This is a genomic window from Mesorhizobium sp. SARCC-RB16n (assembly GCF_008520305.1).
Classification (GTDB): Bacteria; Pseudomonadota; Alphaproteobacteria; order Rhizobiales; family Rhizobiaceae; genus Mesorhizobium.
Genome location: NZ_ML703306.1, coordinates 1 through 14,454, shown reverse-complemented (window position 1 = coordinate 14,454; position 14,454 = coordinate 1). Strand labels below are relative to the sequence as shown.

Sequence of the window (14,454 nt, the reverse complement as noted above, 5' to 3'; positions counted from 1 at the left end):
GGAAGATCGCTCTCCTACCTTTGCCCCAGCCGCGCACTTTCCACCGCGATTCCCAGCAGCGCCTGTCTTGCCAGTGCTACCGACAGGTCCGGCCTGCGCCGGGTCTGCAGCACGGCCGACTGCAGGCGGGTCAGCGCGCGGCCGAGTGCTTCGCTGTTCCAGCGCTCCAGCGTCTTCTCCACCAGCTTGCGGCGCGAGAAAAAGACCGGCGGACGGGCAGCGGCAACAACGGAAGCGGCGTTGCGGCCGCCTGAGTCCATCTGGCCGCGCATGACCTGGATCTGCTGTATCTGCCGCATCGCCGAGGACAGCACCAGGAAGGGCGGGCCGCCACCCTGGCAATGGCGGGTGAAGGCGGTGTCGAAGTCGCCGACCTTGCCTTCGAGCAGCGCGTCGACGGCGTCGTCGAAAGAGGCGCCGGACACGTCGCCGGACATGGCTCGCACCTCTTCCAGCCCGATTTCCTTCTGCCCGTGGGCGTAGAGGACGAGTTTTTCGATCTCGCCGCGCGAGGCCAGCCGGTCGCCGCCGAGATTGCGGCGCAAGGCTTGTCTCGCCTCCAGCGTCATCGACATGCCGGCCTTGCGCAGCTCGTCGTCGATGACCGTGTCGATGTCTCGGGCTTCATCGGCATAGCAGGGCAAGGCCATGGCATTGTCCGCGCCCTCGACCACCGCGCGCAGCCCGACGCCTTTCTTCAAATCGCCGGCCTCGATCAGGATGATGGCGTCCCGTGCCGGTTCGACCGTCAACGCCTTGACGTCGTCGGCCAGTGCCTTCTGGCCGCCGGCATTGCGCACCCAGAGCAGCCGCCGGTCGGAAAACATCGGCACGGTGCGGGCCTCGTCGAGCAGCCGCCCCTCGTCGCGATCGACCTCCGAACCCTCGAGCCTCACCACCGAGAACGGATCGTCAAGCGGCAGGCCGGTCTTTTCGGCAAAGGCCTTCGCCCGCTCCGAGACGAGACCGCGATCGGGGCCATAAAGCAGGACGATCGAGATGCGCGGATCAGGCTTCGCGAGCCACGAATCGACCTCGAATGCTTTCTTCTGTGCCATGAAGAGTGGTTAGCATGATGCGGGGATGGAGTGAACGTTCTCCAGCTTGGGTTTCTCTCTCGGGAGGGGTCCGATCGCGGACAAGGAAAAAGCGTGGGGTCACCCAAGCCTGGCGCTTTCCTCTCCCTCCGGAGGGGGGAGAGGTGGCCCGGCGAAGCCGGGACGGAGTGGGGGAAGCCGGTCCTCAAATCCGCTGTCGCTGGCACTCATCACAGAACCTCAATCAGGCGAGGCGTCGTCCCGGCTCGAAAGAACAACGCCGAGCCAGGCCGGCCCCCACTCCGTCGAGCTTCGCTCGCCACCTCTCCCCCGAACGACGGGGGAGAGGAAGGGCGCCTAGTAGGGTGAGGAACCAAGTCTAGCCAACCAATCACCTTATCTGGCGACAAACACGGCGCTAGCTTGCGCCAAATTGCGTGCCGCCGCTCAACATCGACAAGAAATTTCGCGGACATATCTTCATGTTGAGCGCGGGAGGCCGGATCGGCCGGCGCGGCCGGAAAGGCGTGCCCGACGAATTCGCACTGGACGCGCGGATGTGCAAATATCCGCGTCCAGGCAACATTGGAGGACTTGAGGTCATGGCCGATGCTGGGATGTTGCGTTTTCACGTTCCGGAGCCGGAAGTGCGGCCGGGCGGCACGCCTGATTTCTCCAACGTGACCATCGCAGAGGCGGGCTCGGTGCCGCGTCCCGACATCGACGTCGATCCGCGCACCATCCGCGACATGGCTTTCTCCATCATCCGCGTGCTGAACCGCAACGGCGAAGCCGTCGGGCCGTGGGCGGGGCTGCTGTCCAGCGAGGAGCTGCTGGAGGGCCTGCGCAACATGATGACGCTGCGCACCTTCGATGCGCGCATGCAGATGGCCCAGAGGCAAGGCAAGACCTCTTTCTACATGCAGCATCTGGGCGAGGAGGCGGTGAGCTGCGCCTTCCGCAAGGCGCTCGCTCCCGGCGACATGAATTTCCCGACCTATCGGCAGGCCGGCCTGCTGATCGCCGACGGCTATCCGATGGTCACGATGATGAACCAGATCTATTCCAATGAGGCCGATCCGCTGAAGGGCCGGCAGCTGCCGATCATGTATTCGTCGAAAGAGCACGGCTTCTTCTCGATATCGGGCAATCTGGCGACGCAGTACATCCAGGCGGTCGGCTGGGCGATGGCTTCGGCGATCTCGAACGATTCACGCATCGCCGCCGCCTGGATCGGCGACGGTTCCACGGCGGAATCGGATTTCCATTCGGCGCTGGTGTTCGCCTCCACCTACAAGGCGCCGGTGGTGCTCAATGTCGTCAACAACCAGTGGGCGATCTCGACTTTCCAAGGCATCGCGCGCGGCGGTTCCGGTACGTTCGCGGCGCGAGGCCTGGGCTTCGGCATCCCGTCGCTGCGCGTCGACGGCAATGACTATCTGGCGGTGCACGCGGTGGCCAAATGGGCAGCGACAAGGGCACGGGAGAATCTCGGGCCGACGCTGGTCGAATATGTCACCTACCGCGCCGGCGCCCATTCCAGTTCGGACGATCCCTCCGCCTACCGGCCAAAGACCGAGTCCGACGCCTGGCCGCTCGGCGACCCGGTCATGCGGCTGAAGAACCATCTCATCAAGCTTGGGGTCTGGTCGGACGAGCGGCACGCACAGGCCGAAGCAGAAATCCTCGATACGGTGATCGCGGCGCAGAAGGAGGCGGAAAGCCACGGCACGCTGCATGCCGGCGGCAAGCCGTCGACGCGTGAGATGTTCGAAGGTGTGTTTGCCGAGATGCCGCCGCATCTCAGGCGCCAGCGCCAGCGGGCGGGAGTCTAGCCATGCCAAGACGGACCATGATCGAGGCCATTCGGGACGCCATGGACGTGTCGATGGAGCGCGACGACAAAGTCGTCGTGTTCGGCGAGGATGTCGGCTTCTTCGGTGGCGTTTTTCGCGTCACGCACGGGCTGCAGGCCAAGTACGGCAAGAGCCGCTGCTTCGACGCGCCGATCAACGAATCCGGCATTGTCGGCTCGGCCATCGGCATGGCCGCCTACGGCTTGAAGCCCTGCGTGGAGATTCAGTTTGCCGACTATATGTATCCGGCTTACGACCAGCTGACGCAGGAAGCCGCAAGGCTGCGCTACCGGTCGAATGGCGATTTCACCTGCCCGATCGTGGTGCGCATGCCGACCGGCGGCGGCATCTTCGGCGGCCAGACGCACAGCCAGAGCCCGGAAGCGCTGTTCACCCATGTGTCCGGCCTGAAGACGGTGGTGCCGTCCAACCCGCATGACGCCAAGGGGCTGCTGATCGCGGCGATCGAGGATCCCGACCCGGTGATCTTCTTGGAACCGAAGCGGCTCTATAACGGCCCGTTCGACGGCCATCACGACCGGCCGGTGACACCCTGGTCGAAGCACGAGCTCGGCGAGGTCGCCGACGGCCATTACACGGTACCGCTCGGCAAGGCGGCGATCCGCAGGGCGGGCTCGGCCGTCACGGTGCTGGCCTACGGCACCATGGTCTATGTCGCCCAGGCCGCGGCCGAGGAGACCGGCATCGACGCCGAGGTCATCGACCTGAGGACGTTGCTGCCGCTCGACCTCGACACGATCGTGGCTTCGGTGAAGAAGACCGGGCGTTGCGTCGTCGTGCACGAGGCGACGCTGACTTCCGGTTTCGGCGCCGAACTGTCGGCGCTGGTGCAGGAAAACTGCTTCTACCATTTGGAGGCGCCGGTGGCCCGCGTCGCCGGCTGGGACACGCCCTATCCGCATGCGCAGGAATGGGAGTATTTTCCGGGGCCGGCCCGTGTCGGCCGTGCCCTCATCGAAACAATGGAAGCCTAGAGTGGGGGAGGCCTGAGATGGGCGAACATATCATCAAGCTGCCCGATGTCGGCGAGGGTGTCGCCGAAGCCGAACTCGTCGAATGGCATGTGAAGATCGGCGACATCGTGCGTGAGGACACGGTGCTGGCCGCCGTGATGACCGACAAGGCGACGGTCGAGATCCCGTCGCCCGTCGATGGCGAGATCCTGTGGCTGGGCGCCGAGATCGGCGACACGGTGGCGATCGGATCGCCGATCGTGCGGCTGAAGGTGGCGGGCGAGGGCAATGTGAAGGCCGGAAGCAAAGCGGCTGAACCAGCGGTTGAGACCCAAGCTCCCTCCAAGCCGGCAAGCCCAAAACCCGAAACCGCACCGGTCCCGAAGGCAAAACTCGCCGAGGCACCGGCGAAACCCGCACCGTCGCCGGTTGCTGCGGCGAAGACCACGACACGGACCTCGGTCTCCGGCGCGCCGCGTCCGGAAGGCGAAAAGCCACTGGCGTCGCCGGCCGTCCGCTTGCGCGCGAAAGAGGCGGGCATCGATCTCAGGCAGGTTACGGGAACCGGTCCCGCCGGCCGCATCGGCCACGAAGACATCGAAGCGTTCCTGGCGCGCGGGCCGCAATTGGCCAAGGCATCGGGTCTCGCCCGCAACGATGCGGTCGAGGACATCAAGGTGGTTGGTCTCAGGCGCAAGATCGCCGAGAAGATGACGCTGTCGAAGTCGCGCATCCCGCACATCACCTATGTCGAGGAGATCGACGTCACGGCGCTCGAGGAATTGCGCGCCGCGCTCAACAAAGAAAAGCGCGCGGACAGGCCAAAACTCACATTGTTGCCGTTCCTGATGCGGGCGATGGTCAAGGCGATCGCGGATCAGCCCCAACTCAATTCGCTGTTCGACGACGAGGCCGGCATCATCCACCAGCATGGCGGCATCCATATCGGCATCGCCGCGCAGACGCCGTCGGGGCTGGTGGTGCCGGTGGTCAAGCATGCCGAGGCGCGCGACATCTGGGATTGCGGCGCCGAGGTCGCCAGGCTTGCCGAGGCAGCCAAGTCGGGCACGGCGACGCGTGACGAGCTGTCCGGATCGACCATCACCATCACCTCGCTCGGCGCCATGGGGGGTGTCGCGACCACGCCTGTGATCAACCACCCGGAAGTGGCGATCATCGGCGTCAACAAGATGATGGTGCGGCCGCTATGGGACGGGACCCAGTTTATCCCGCGCAAGATGATGAACCTGTCTTCGAGCTTCGACCACCGCGTCATCGACGGCTGGGATGCGGCGGTGTTCGTGCAACGGATAAAGACGCTGCTGGAGACACCGGCGCTGCTTTTCGTGGAGGGGTGACGGAATGGGTCTTCAGCGTATTCCTCAGCAGCTTTACTTTGAGCTTCGCGCCGCCCCTCATTGCCCTGCCGGGCATTTCTCCCCGTATAGTGACGGGGAGAAAGAGGCTGACATCGACGGTTTCGCCAATCGGCAGCGTTGCAAACGAGGGCGCCAACATCACGGCCAATCCCTCCTCCCGGTCACTATACGGGGAGAAGGTGCCGGCAGGCGGATGAGGGGCAGCGCTGGGCTGGATAGGAGGGCGTCGGCAGCTCACACGACGAGGAAGCCGACATCATGAAAGAAATCTCCTGCAAGCTGCTCGTCATCGGCGCCGGGCCTGGCGGTTATGTTTGCGCCATCCGTGCCGGGCAGCTCGGCGTCGATACGGTCATCGTCGAGGCCGGCAAACCCGGCGGCACCTGTCTCAATGTCGGCTGCATCCCCTCAAAAGCGCTCATCCATGCGGCGGAGGAATTCGAGAAGGTGTCGCATATGGCCAGCGGCAACAGCCCGCTCGGCATTTCGGTCACGGCGCCGGTGCTCGATCTGGCCAGGACCGTCGCGTGGAAGGACGGGATCGTCAGCCGGCTCAACAGCGGCGTCGCCGGCCTGCTCAAGAAGGCTAGGGTGAAGACCGTGCATGGCTGGGCGACGTTCCGCGACGGCAAGACCGTCGAGGTCGAGACCGAGACCGGAAGCCAGGTGATCCGGGCCGAGACGATCGTCATCGCCACCGGCTCGGCGCCGGTCGAATTGCCGTTCCTGCCGTTCGGCGGGCCGGTGATCTCGTCCACCGAGGCCCTGGCGCTGAGCGACGTGCCCGAAAAACTCGCGGTCGTCGGTGGCGGCTATATCGGACTGGAGCTCGGCATGGCCTTTGCCAAGATGGGCGCTAAGGTGACCGTCGTCGAAGCCTTGCCGCGCGTGCTGGCGCAGTATGATGCCGAACTGACCCGGCCGGTGGTCAAGCGGCTCTCCGCGCTCGGCATCGAGGTGATGGCAGGAGCCAAGGCCAAGGGCCTGTCGACGAGTGGCGATGCGCTGCTCATCGAGACATCTAACGGCAAGAGCGCCAAGGTCGCCGCCGACAAGGTCCTGGTGACGGTCGGCCGCAAGCCGGTGACCGAGGGCTGGGGGTTCGACCAGATCGATCTCGACAGGGCCGGAAAATTCATCAGGATCGACGACCAGTGCCGGACCTCGATGCGCGGCGTCTTCGCCATCGGCGACGTCACCGGCGAGCCGATGCTGGCGCACCGGGCAATGGCGCAAGGCGAAATGGTCGCCGAGATCGTCGCCGGCCACAAGCGCAGCTGGGACAAGCGCTCGATCCCCGCCGTCTGCTTCACCGATCCCGAGCTGGTGACGGCGGGGCTGTCGCCCGAAGAAGCCAAAGCACTTGGCGGCGAGATCAAGATCGGCCTGTTCCCCTTCGCCGCCAACGGCCGCGCCATGACGAAGCTCGGCGAGGATGGGTTCGTCCGCGTCGTGGCGCGCGCCGACAATCATCTGGTGCTCGGCATCCAGGCGGTCGGTCAGGGCGTGTCGGAACTGTCGGCGGCGTTCGGGCTGGCGCTGGAAATGGGCGCAAGGCTGGAGGACATCGCCGGCACCATCCATGCCCACCCGACGCAAGGCGAGGGTTTTCAGGAAGCCGCGCTGAAGGCGCTGGGGCACGCGCTGCATATTTGAGGTTACCGCCCCTTTCCTCTTCCTCCGGAGGGGGGAGAGGTGGCGCTGCGAAGCAGCGACGGAGTGGGGGAAGCCAGTCCTCGAACGCACCGCCGCCGAAAGCCCATCACAGAGCCTCAGTCAGTGCGATGCATCGCCCCGGCTTGCTTTACACCGTCCGAGCCAAGTCGACCCCCACTCCGTCGAGCTTCGCTCGACACCTCTCCCCCGATCGACGGGGGAGAGGAAGGGCGCGAACCCATCGCCGAAGGCGACGTCTCCTCACCCCGCCAGCCGGCTCACCATCTCGTGCTGGGCGTAGGCGCGGCCGAAACGGTTGGCGAGGAAGGCGTCGAGCGCGATCTCCTCCTGTTTGACGAAGCCGGTCGCCGGCAAGCTGCCATCGGCCAGCATGTCCAGCACGGCGCAGATGCCGGAGGCGGTGGTGATCTGGATGGCGCTGCGCACCGTCTGGCCGACGCGCCGGGAATAGATCTTGTTGGCGTAGGTCTCCTGCAGCAGACGGCCGTTCTTGCGTCCCGAAACGGTGACGAAGACGATGACCACGTCCTGCAGCGTCGCCGGCAGGGCGCTTTCGAAAATGTCCTTCAGCACGTCGCGGCGGTGGCGCAGGCCAAGGTCGTTGAGCAGCGCCTTCATGATCGTGGCATGTCCGGGATAACGGATGGTGCGGTAGTTCAGCGTGCGCACCTTGCCTTTCAGCGTCTCCGCCAAGGTGCCGAGACCGCCGGAGGTGTTGAAGGCCTCGTAGGTGACGCCGTCGAGCGAGAATTCCTCGCGCTCTTCCAGCGGCGGCACTTCGACCAGCTCGCCCTCGACGATCGCCTCGCAGGGCTCGCAATATTCGTTGATGACCCCGTCGGTGCTCCAGGTCAGATTGTAGTTCAGCGCGTTGGACGGGTATTGCGGCAGCGCGCCGACGCGCATGCGCACACTTTCCAGCGTATCGAAGCGGCTGGCGAGATCGTTGGCGACGATCGAGATGAAGCCCGGCGCCAGCCCGCATTGCGGGATGAAGGCGCTCTTGGCGGAACGGGCCAGCTCCTTGACGCGCCTGGTCGAGACGACATCCTCGGTGAGATCGAGATAATGCACGCCGGCGCTGGCCGCCGCCTCGGCGATGCGCGTGGTGAGATGGAAGGGGGCGGCGCTCAGCGCCGCGAACTTGCCGGCGAGCGCGGCTTCAAGCTCGCCAGCCGCCGCGATGTCGAGTTCGAGCGTCTCGACACCAGCAGGGACCTCCGCCGCTGCGAGTTGCGCCGCCGAACGGTCGACGAGGGTGACGCGGTAGTCGCCTGTCACGGCAAGCATTTCGGCGATGGTCGAGCCGATCTTGCCGGCCCCGACGATAACGATGTTGTTCATGGTCAAATTCCCCTGCGATCTGCGTTGCCGGATTCATCGCAGCTTGCCTGTCGAAAGGAAGCGTGGAATCCTGCAAAACGAACCCTATCTTTTGTCGATTTGCCGAAGTGATTCGTCGAAATGCTCAGTGAAGCCGAACAGGCCCTGCTTTCCCTGCTGCGCGCCAACGCGCGCGCTTCGACGGCCGAACTGGCACGGCAGCTCGGCGTGTCGCGCACGACGGTGCAAAGCCGGATCGAGCGGCTGGAACAGCGCGGCATCATTACAGGTTATGGCGTCAGGCTGGCGCCGGACTATGAGCAGGGGCTGGTCAGGGCGCATGTGCTGCTTACCGTCACGCCCAAGCTCGCCGACAAAGTGGTGCGCGCGCTGCAGGCGCTGCCGCCGGTCAGGACACTGCACTCCGTCAGCGGCAATTTCGACATGATCGTCATCGTCGACGCGCCGTCGATCCGCGACCTCGACACGCTGCTCGACCAGATCGGCGCCATGGAGGGGGTCGAACGGACCGCGTCATCGATCATCCTGTCGACGCGGATAGATCGGTGACGTTACAGCCGATCTCCTCGCAAGGGGGATCGGACGTTACACCGGGTTTCCCCAACCTCCGAAGTTAACCGGTCGCCAACGGAAAGCTCACCACCACGGCCAGCCCAGGCCGGCAGTCCTCGAGCGCGATGGTCGCGCCGTGCAGGTCGGCAATGGCCCGGACGAGACTGAGGCCGAGGCCGCTGCCTGGCGTCGATCGGCTGTGGTCCAGCCGGTAGAGCCGCTGAAACACTTTTTCGCGCTCGTCGGCGGGAATGCCGGGGCCGTTGTCGGCGACGCTGGCAAGGACGCGGTCAACCCGACGCGTCACCGACAGTCTTATGGTGGTGCGTGGCGGACAATGGCGCAGCGCATTCTCCACCAGATTGGCGAACATCTGCGTCAACAGTTCGCGGTCGCCATGGATACGGTCGGCCGTTTGCTCCAGCCGCGGCGGTGATAGCGACTTGCCGTCGTCCTCGGCCACATCGGTATAGATCTCGGCGATGGTCTGCAGGATCTCGCCGAGATCGACATCGGTGAAGCGCGCCTTGCGCGCGCCGGCCTCGATCTGCGCGATCCGCAGCAGCGCATCGAAGGTCTCGTTGATCTGGTGGCCCTCGGAACGCGCGTCGGCCAGATCGTCGGAGACGTCCTGATGCCGCGCGGCCTTGTCCGCGGCGCCCTCCAGGATCATCTGCAGCCGATTGAGCGGCGTCTTCAAATCATGCGCGATGTTGGCGCTGACCTGCTTCATGCCTTCGACCAGCGCCGAAAGGCGGTCGAGCGCGGCGTTGACTTGGCTGGAGACGATGTCGATGTCGTCGTCCTTGCCGGTCAGCGGGATGCGGGTATCCAGCCGGCCATGCGAGACATCGACCATCGTGGCGGCAATGCCGTCGAGGCGGTGCTGGACGCGCGAGGCGAGCAGGGCGCCGCCGGCGACGGCCAGGCCGGTGATGATCAGGGTAGCCCAGCCGAAGCTCATCATCGCTACCGTTTCCAGCTCTTCCGTCTCGGAAAGGCTAAAAGCAACTGTCAGATTGTTGCCGCCGATGGAGCCGGAATAGGCCCGGTATTCGGTGTCCGGCGGCACGCCGGGCAACACAGCGTTGAATGCCGAGAACCCGTCGGGCAGTCCCGCGGCGGTGAAGTTGCCCGCCAGGCGGTTTCCGGCTGCGTCGGTCAGCGAAAACAGCTGATCCTTCTTGGGGCTGAGCTTTGCATGGCTTTCGATCGTGGCGACCAGGTCCTCCAGATCGTTATCGGCATAGGTCGCGGCGACGATTGAATAGGTCTCCTTGATGGTCTCGTCGAGTCGCTCGGCAAGATCGGCGCTCATCATCTGGTAGACGATCGCGCCCGACAGGATGAAGGCCAGCATGAACAGGAAGGCGAATGTCAGGGCAAGCCGGAACGGCGTGCTGCGCAGCAGGCTGGTCCAGGTTCCGGTCATGGTGCGAGCGGCGCGTGCAGGCTGTAGCCGGTGTTTCGGATCGTGTGGATGAGCTGGGTTTCGAACGGCTTGTCGACCTTGGCCCGCAGCCGGCTGATATGGGTCTCGACAACGCTGGTCTTGGGATCGAAATGAAAATCCCAGACACGTTCCAGAAGCATGGTGCGGGTGATCACGCGGCCCTCGCCGCGCATCAGCACCTCGAGCAGGCTGAACTCCCTCGGCTGCAGGTCGATCGGCTGGCCCTGTCTGACGACGCGCCGCATGATCAGGTCCATTTCGAGGTCGCCAACCCGCAGAACGGTCTTCTGCTCCTGCGCGGCCGGCCGTCGGCCGAGCGCGTTGATACGGGCGAGCAGTTCGGAAAAGGCGAAGGGCTTGACCAGATAGTCGTCACCGCCGGCCTCGAGCCCCTCGACACGGTCGTCGATGCCGCCGACGGATGTGAGGAAGATCGCTGGCGTGCGCACGCCCGCCGCGCGGATAGCCTTCACCATCGACAGGCCGTCGAGACCCGGGATCATCCGGTCGGCGACGATCACGTCGTAGCCGCCGCTGGTCGCTGCGAAAAGCGCGTCATGCCCGTTGCGCAGGAGGTCGCAGACATGGCCGGCCTCGGTCAGGCCCCTGACGATATAGTCCGCCGTCCTTTGGTCGTCCTCGACGAGAAGTAGTCGCATCGCTGTTCCGGTTGATTGCCGATATCACGGGCAGGCTACCACCGGCACGGGTCCGTTCCTAGCATGGTCACCTGCTGGCCAGGCCAGCGGCGCGCGGAAGGCTCAATCCGTTTCCAGCAACTTTTCGTCCAGCTCATCGGCCGCCGCAACCTATGCCGCCCTTAAATGGCGGGTCGGCATCCAAACGATAGGCAAGCGACTTCACTCCAGCCTGTACGGCAGCATACAAATCCGTAAGGATGGTTCTGCTTGGCGCAAAAGGCCTTTACGAATGCCTCGTGGTGCGCTGATAGAAGGGGGTCGCCTTGTATCCGCCATCAATGGCGTGCCCCAGTGGCCGGGCTCGCACAGAGCGCCCCAGGAAAACACGAATGAGCTACGCCTCCCTCAAGCCGGTTTCAAAGGCTTTTGTCCAGCGCAAGCGGCTGATTTTCATCCGCGTCGCGGCAGCGCTGGCGGTGCTGCTGCTGTTCCTGACCAAACCGGCGCTCGCCGAAGGCTCGAACGGGCACGAGATGCTCGAATTCCTCGGCTTCTGCCTGGTGCTAGCCTGCGTCGCCGGCCGGCTGTGGAGTATTCTCTATGTCGGCGGCAAGAAGAATGAGGAGCTGGTTTCGACCGGGCCGTTCTCGATGAGCCAGAACCCGCTCTACTTCTTCTCGACGGTCGGAGCAGTCGGTATCGGTCTGCTCTATGGCTCGCTGGTGGCCGCCGCTGCCCTTGGCCTTGCCAGCTTCCTCATCTTCCGCGTCACGGCGCGCAAGGAGGCCGAATATCTCCTCGGCAAGTTCGGCCCGGCCTATACCGCCTATATCAAGGCGACGCCCCGGTTCTGGCCGAACCCGCTGCTCTACCGCGACAATGACGAGCTGCAGTTCTCGACCCGCGCGCTAAGGCGCACCTTTTTCGATGGGCTTTATTTCCTCGCCATCTTCCCGATCATCGAACTCGTCGAGTATTTCCGGGAAAGCGGACTGCTGCCGACTTTCTTCACGCTCTACTGAGCGTCGCACGGCAAATGCGAGGCTAATCGCTCAGCCGGTGCCTCGGCTAGCCGCCCAGTGGATAGGGCATGTAGCCGACGAAGCCGGCTATCTTCCAGCTCGCCCCGATCTTCCGGCAAAAATACAGCGTCTGCCATTTCAGCCGGTCGACGCTGCCATCCGCCTTGGCGACGCTGCCGTCGAACTTCTTGTGCAGCACGGCGCGGTCGCCGTCGACATCGATGTCGCGCAGATTGGTGACGCGAAACAGAGCCTCGCGCAACGGCTCGGCGAATTTGGTCGCGGCCGTCTCCTTGGCCTGGCGCAGCCATTCGTCGCGATAGATCTCCAGCCGCGGGAATTGCAGCCGCCAGGCATCGGCGTTGGCCAGGAAATGCGCATGCATGCCGAAGAAGCTTTCGGCGACGAAGTCGTCCTCGACCATCGACCAGTCCTGGCCGATGAAGGCGTCGATGTCGCGTCGCACCAGCATCTCCCATAGCGCATGGCGGTCGGCGTCCCCAGAAGGAAACGGGTTCTTGTCGAAGGTCATCGTCGGGGTCTCCGGTCTCGCAAGGGCGTCTGTCCGTCATGGCGTCGAGCCCGTCCGGCAAGCGCACGATGCAAGCGCTTCTGTAATAAAGCAACACGGATTTCGAAGAATGTTGCTTTCCAACAAGGGCCTCTATCGGGATCGCCCCGATCGCGGTAAATCTCGCCCGAAGCGGGCGCCGCCTCGGTGTCCTGCGCGCCATCAGAGGAGATCATCCCTTGCCCAAGCAGACTTTTGGAACGTCCCACGTGCCGCTGTCGCCCGCCGTGCGGGCCGGCGATTTCGTTTTTGTCTCGGGCCAGGTTCCGGTCGGCGGCGACGGCATCGTGGTCAAGGGCGGGATCACGGAACAGACCGAACAGGTGCTCGCCAATGTGAAGGCCGCGCTGGCGCTCGCCGGCTGCACGATGGACGACGTTGTCAAGACCACCGTCTGGCTTGAGGACGCGCGCGACTTCGGCGGCTTCAACGCTGTCTATGCCAGGCACTTCCCCAAGAATCCGCCGGCCCGCACCACGGTCGAATCGCGGCTGATGATCGACATCAAGATCGAAGTCGAGGCCGTCGCGTACAGGCCGGTCTGAGACGCAACAAGGCGGAGGCATCTCCATGCAATTCGACCTCCTACTGAAGGGCGGACGGCTGATCGATCCGGCGTCCGGCATCGACGCGCCGCGCGACGTCGCCATCGCCAATGGCCGCGTCGCCGCCGTCGACGCCGAGACCCCCTGACCGGCGCCGCGCAGGTGGTCGACGCGACCGGCTGCATCGTCGCGCCCGGTCTCGTCGACCTGCACAGCCACGTCTATTGGGGCGGCACGTCACTCGGCGTCGATGCCGACCGGCTCGCCGCCAAGAGCGGCACCACCACCTTCATCGATGCCGGCAGCGCCGGCGCGGGCAATTTCCTCGGCTTCCGCCGCCATGTCATGGAACGCTCGAAGGTGCGCATCCTGGCCTATGTCAACATTTCCTTTGCCGGCATTTTCGGCTTCTCGCAGACGGTGTCGGTTGGCGAATGCAGCGATCTCCGGCTTTGCGAACCGCGCGAGGTGGTGGCGGCGGTGCGCGAGCACGCCGACGTCGTGGTCGGCGTCAAGGTCCGCTCCGGCAAGCATGCCGGCGGCACCAGCGGCATCGCGCCTGTCGATCTGGCGCTGGAGGCCGCCGACAAAGCCGGCCTGCCACTGATGGCGCATATAGACGAGCCGCCGCCCGGCCGCTCCGAAGTGCTGCCGCGCCTGCGCCGGGGCGACATCCTCACCCATTGCTTCCGGCCGTTCCCCAACGCGCCGGTCTTCGCTTCCGGCGCGGTGCGGCCCGACATGCGGCTGGCGCGCGAGCGCGGCGTCATCTTCGATCTTGGCCATGGCATGGGTTCATTCGATTTCGACGTCGCCCGCGCCATGCTGGCCGAGGGGCTGGCGCCCGACGTCATCTCGAGCGACGTGCATCTCTACTGCGTCGAAGGGCCGGCCTTCGACATATTGGTGTGCATGTCGAAGCTGATCGCGCTCGGCATGCCGCTGGTCGAGGTTTTGCGCGCCGCGACGCAAGCGCCGGCGCGGGCGATCGCGCGGCCCGATCTTGGCACGCTGGCGGTGGGCACCGCCGGCGACGTCGTCGTGCTGCGGCAGCGGTCAGGCCGCTTCACCTTCGTCGATGCGGTCGGCGCCTCGCTGGTCGCCGACCAGCGGCTGGTGTCGGAAGGCATCGTCATCGGCGGCACCTGGTGGCCGAACGAGGCGGCGAACGATGTCAGCGAGACCGAACGTTTCGAAGCGCAAGCCGCGCATACCCATGTCGAGGCGGCGGCCCGGCATTTTGGGCATCGGCATGATTAGCCGATCTCGGCCGGCAAGGTTGTGCCTGGCTTGCGGCTTATGCGCGTTTGGCGAATGGCTTCCCCCACTCCGTCGCTGCTTCGCAGCGCCACCTCTCCCCCCCTCCGGAGCAGGGGAATCGCATATGACGTTTTGGGAGTTGA

The 14,454-nt window shown here is 65.0% G+C and carries 12 protein-coding genes and 1 pseudogene; 8 read left to right on the top strand and 5 right to left on the bottom strand.

Annotated features, from left to right (window positions below; genetic code table 11):
• Positions 1-14 precede the first annotated feature (14 nt).
• A complete protein-coding gene (gene holA, locus C7I87_RS33300; protein ID WP_149908185.1) occupies positions 15-1,058 on the bottom strand; it encodes a DNA polymerase III subunit delta in 1,044 nt (347 codons plus the stop codon).
• Positions 1,059-1,639: 581 nt separating this feature from the next.
• Here holA and C7I87_RS33295 point away from each other — a divergent pair.
• From C7I87_RS33295 to lpdA, 4 genes are all read left to right on the top strand, one after another.
• Positions 1,640-2,872, top strand: coding sequence for a 3-methyl-2-oxobutanoate dehydrogenase (2-methylpropanoyl-transferring) subunit alpha (locus tag C7I87_RS33295; RefSeq protein WP_149908184.1), 1,233 nt, complete (start codon positions 1,640-1,642; stop codon positions 2,870-2,872).
• Positions 2,873-2,874: 2 nt separating this feature from the next.
• A complete protein-coding gene (locus C7I87_RS33290; protein ID WP_149908183.1) occupies positions 2,875-3,888 on the top strand; it encodes an alpha-ketoacid dehydrogenase subunit beta in 1,014 nt (337 codons plus the stop codon).
• A 17-nt stretch (positions 3,889-3,905) separates the two neighbouring features.
• Positions 3,906-5,225, top strand: a complete 1,320-nt coding sequence (locus C7I87_RS33285; protein ID WP_149908182.1) for a dihydrolipoamide acetyltransferase family protein — start codon at positions 3,906-3,908, stop codon at positions 5,223-5,225.
• 279 nt (positions 5,226-5,504) lie between these two features.
• The gene (lpdA, locus tag C7I87_RS33275; protein ID WP_149908180.1) at positions 5,505-6,902 is read left to right on the top strand and encodes a dihydrolipoyl dehydrogenase; all 1,398 of its coding nucleotides are present in this window, start codon (positions 5,505-5,507) and stop codon (positions 6,900-6,902) included.
• A 261-nt stretch (positions 6,903-7,163) separates the two neighbouring features.
• Here the strand turns inward: lpdA and C7I87_RS33270 are convergent, their stop codons facing one another.
• Positions 7,164-8,267: a saccharopine dehydrogenase family protein gene (locus C7I87_RS33270; RefSeq protein WP_149908179.1), complete on the bottom strand. Its 1,104-nt coding sequence runs from the start codon at positions 8,265-8,267 to the stop codon at positions 7,164-7,166.
• A 120-nt stretch (positions 8,268-8,387) separates the two neighbouring features.
• Here C7I87_RS33270 and C7I87_RS33265 point away from each other — a divergent pair, with 120 nt between their 5' ends.
• A complete protein-coding gene (locus tag C7I87_RS33265) occupies positions 8,388-8,816 on the top strand; it encodes an Lrp/AsnC family transcriptional regulator (protein WP_149908178.1) in 429 nt (142 codons plus the stop codon).
• 64 nt (positions 8,817-8,880) lie between these two features.
• On the opposite strand, the gene C7I87_RS33260 is transcribed toward C7I87_RS33265, so the two are convergent.
• Positions 8,881-10,251 (bottom strand): sensor histidine kinase, encoded by a 1,371-nt coding sequence (locus C7I87_RS33260; protein ID WP_149908177.1) that lies wholly within the window; start codon positions 10,249-10,251, stop codon positions 8,881-8,883.
• A complete protein-coding gene (locus C7I87_RS33255) occupies positions 10,248-10,931 on the bottom strand; it encodes a winged helix-turn-helix domain-containing protein (RefSeq protein ID WP_149908176.1) in 684 nt (227 codons plus the stop codon). Before C7I87_RS33255 ends, C7I87_RS33260 begins: the two co-directional genes overlap by 4 nt.
• Before the next feature lie 371 nt (positions 10,932-11,302).
• Between C7I87_RS33255 and C7I87_RS33250 the strand changes: the two genes are divergently transcribed.
• A complete protein-coding gene (locus C7I87_RS33250) occupies positions 11,303-11,935 on the top strand; it encodes a methyltransferase family protein (RefSeq protein WP_149908175.1) in 633 nt (210 codons plus the stop codon).
• A 46-nt stretch (positions 11,936-11,981) separates the two neighbouring features.
• Here the strand turns inward: C7I87_RS33250 and C7I87_RS33245 are convergent, their stop codons facing one another.
• Entirely contained in the window at positions 11,982-12,467 is a 486-nt protein-coding gene (locus tag C7I87_RS33245; RefSeq protein ID WP_149908174.1) for a hypothetical protein, read from the bottom strand.
• Positions 12,468-12,685: 218 nt separating this feature from the next.
• Here C7I87_RS33245 and C7I87_RS33240 point away from each other — a divergent pair, with 218 nt between their 5' ends.
• Both C7I87_RS33240 and C7I87_RS33235 read left to right on the top strand, forming a co-directional pair.
• Positions 12,686-13,051, top strand: coding sequence for a RidA family protein (locus C7I87_RS33240; protein WP_149908173.1), 366 nt, complete (start codon positions 12,686-12,688; stop codon positions 13,049-13,051).
• Between the two features lie 25 nt (positions 13,052-13,076).
• Positions 13,077-14,311 (top strand): annotated as a pseudogene (locus tag C7I87_RS33235) (amidohydrolase/deacetylase family metallohydrolase).
• Positions 14,312-14,454 lie beyond the last annotated feature (143 nt).

Excerpts from the sequence above, each read along its gene's own strand:
- holA (WP_149908185.1), bottom strand. The coding sequence starts at position 1,058 with ATGGCACAGAAGAAAGCATTCGAGGTCGATTCGTGGCTCGCGAAGCCT.
- C7I87_RS33295 (WP_149908184.1), top strand. The coding sequence starts at position 1,640 with ATGGCCGATGCTGGGATGTTGCGTTTTCACGTTCCGGAGCCGGAAGTG.
- C7I87_RS33290 (WP_149908183.1), top strand. The coding sequence starts at position 2,875 with ATGCCAAGACGGACCATGATCGAGGCCATTCGGGACGCCATGGACGTG.
- C7I87_RS33285 (WP_149908182.1), top strand. The coding sequence starts at position 3,906 with ATGGGCGAACATATCATCAAGCTGCCCGATGTCGGCGAGGGTGTCGCC.
- lpdA (WP_149908180.1), top strand. The coding sequence starts at position 5,505 with ATGAAAGAAATCTCCTGCAAGCTGCTCGTCATCGGCGCCGGGCCTGGC.
- C7I87_RS33270 (WP_149908179.1), bottom strand. The coding sequence starts at position 8,267 with ATGAACAACATCGTTATCGTCGGGGCCGGCAAGATCGGCTCGACCATC.
- C7I87_RS33265 (WP_149908178.1), top strand. The coding sequence starts at position 8,388 with ATGCTCAGTGAAGCCGAACAGGCCCTGCTTTCCCTGCTGCGCGCCAAC.
- C7I87_RS33260 (WP_149908177.1), bottom strand. The coding sequence starts at position 10,251 with ATGACCGGAACCTGGACCAGCCTGCTGCGCAGCACGCCGTTCCGGCTT.
- C7I87_RS33255 (WP_149908176.1), bottom strand. The coding sequence starts at position 10,931 with ATGCGACTACTTCTCGTCGAGGACGACCAAAGGACGGCGGACTATATC.
- C7I87_RS33250 (WP_149908175.1), top strand. The coding sequence starts at position 11,303 with ATGAGCTACGCCTCCCTCAAGCCGGTTTCAAAGGCTTTTGTCCAGCGC.
- C7I87_RS33245 (WP_149908174.1), bottom strand. The coding sequence starts at position 12,467 with ATGACCTTCGACAAGAACCCGTTTCCTTCTGGGGACGCCGACCGCCAT.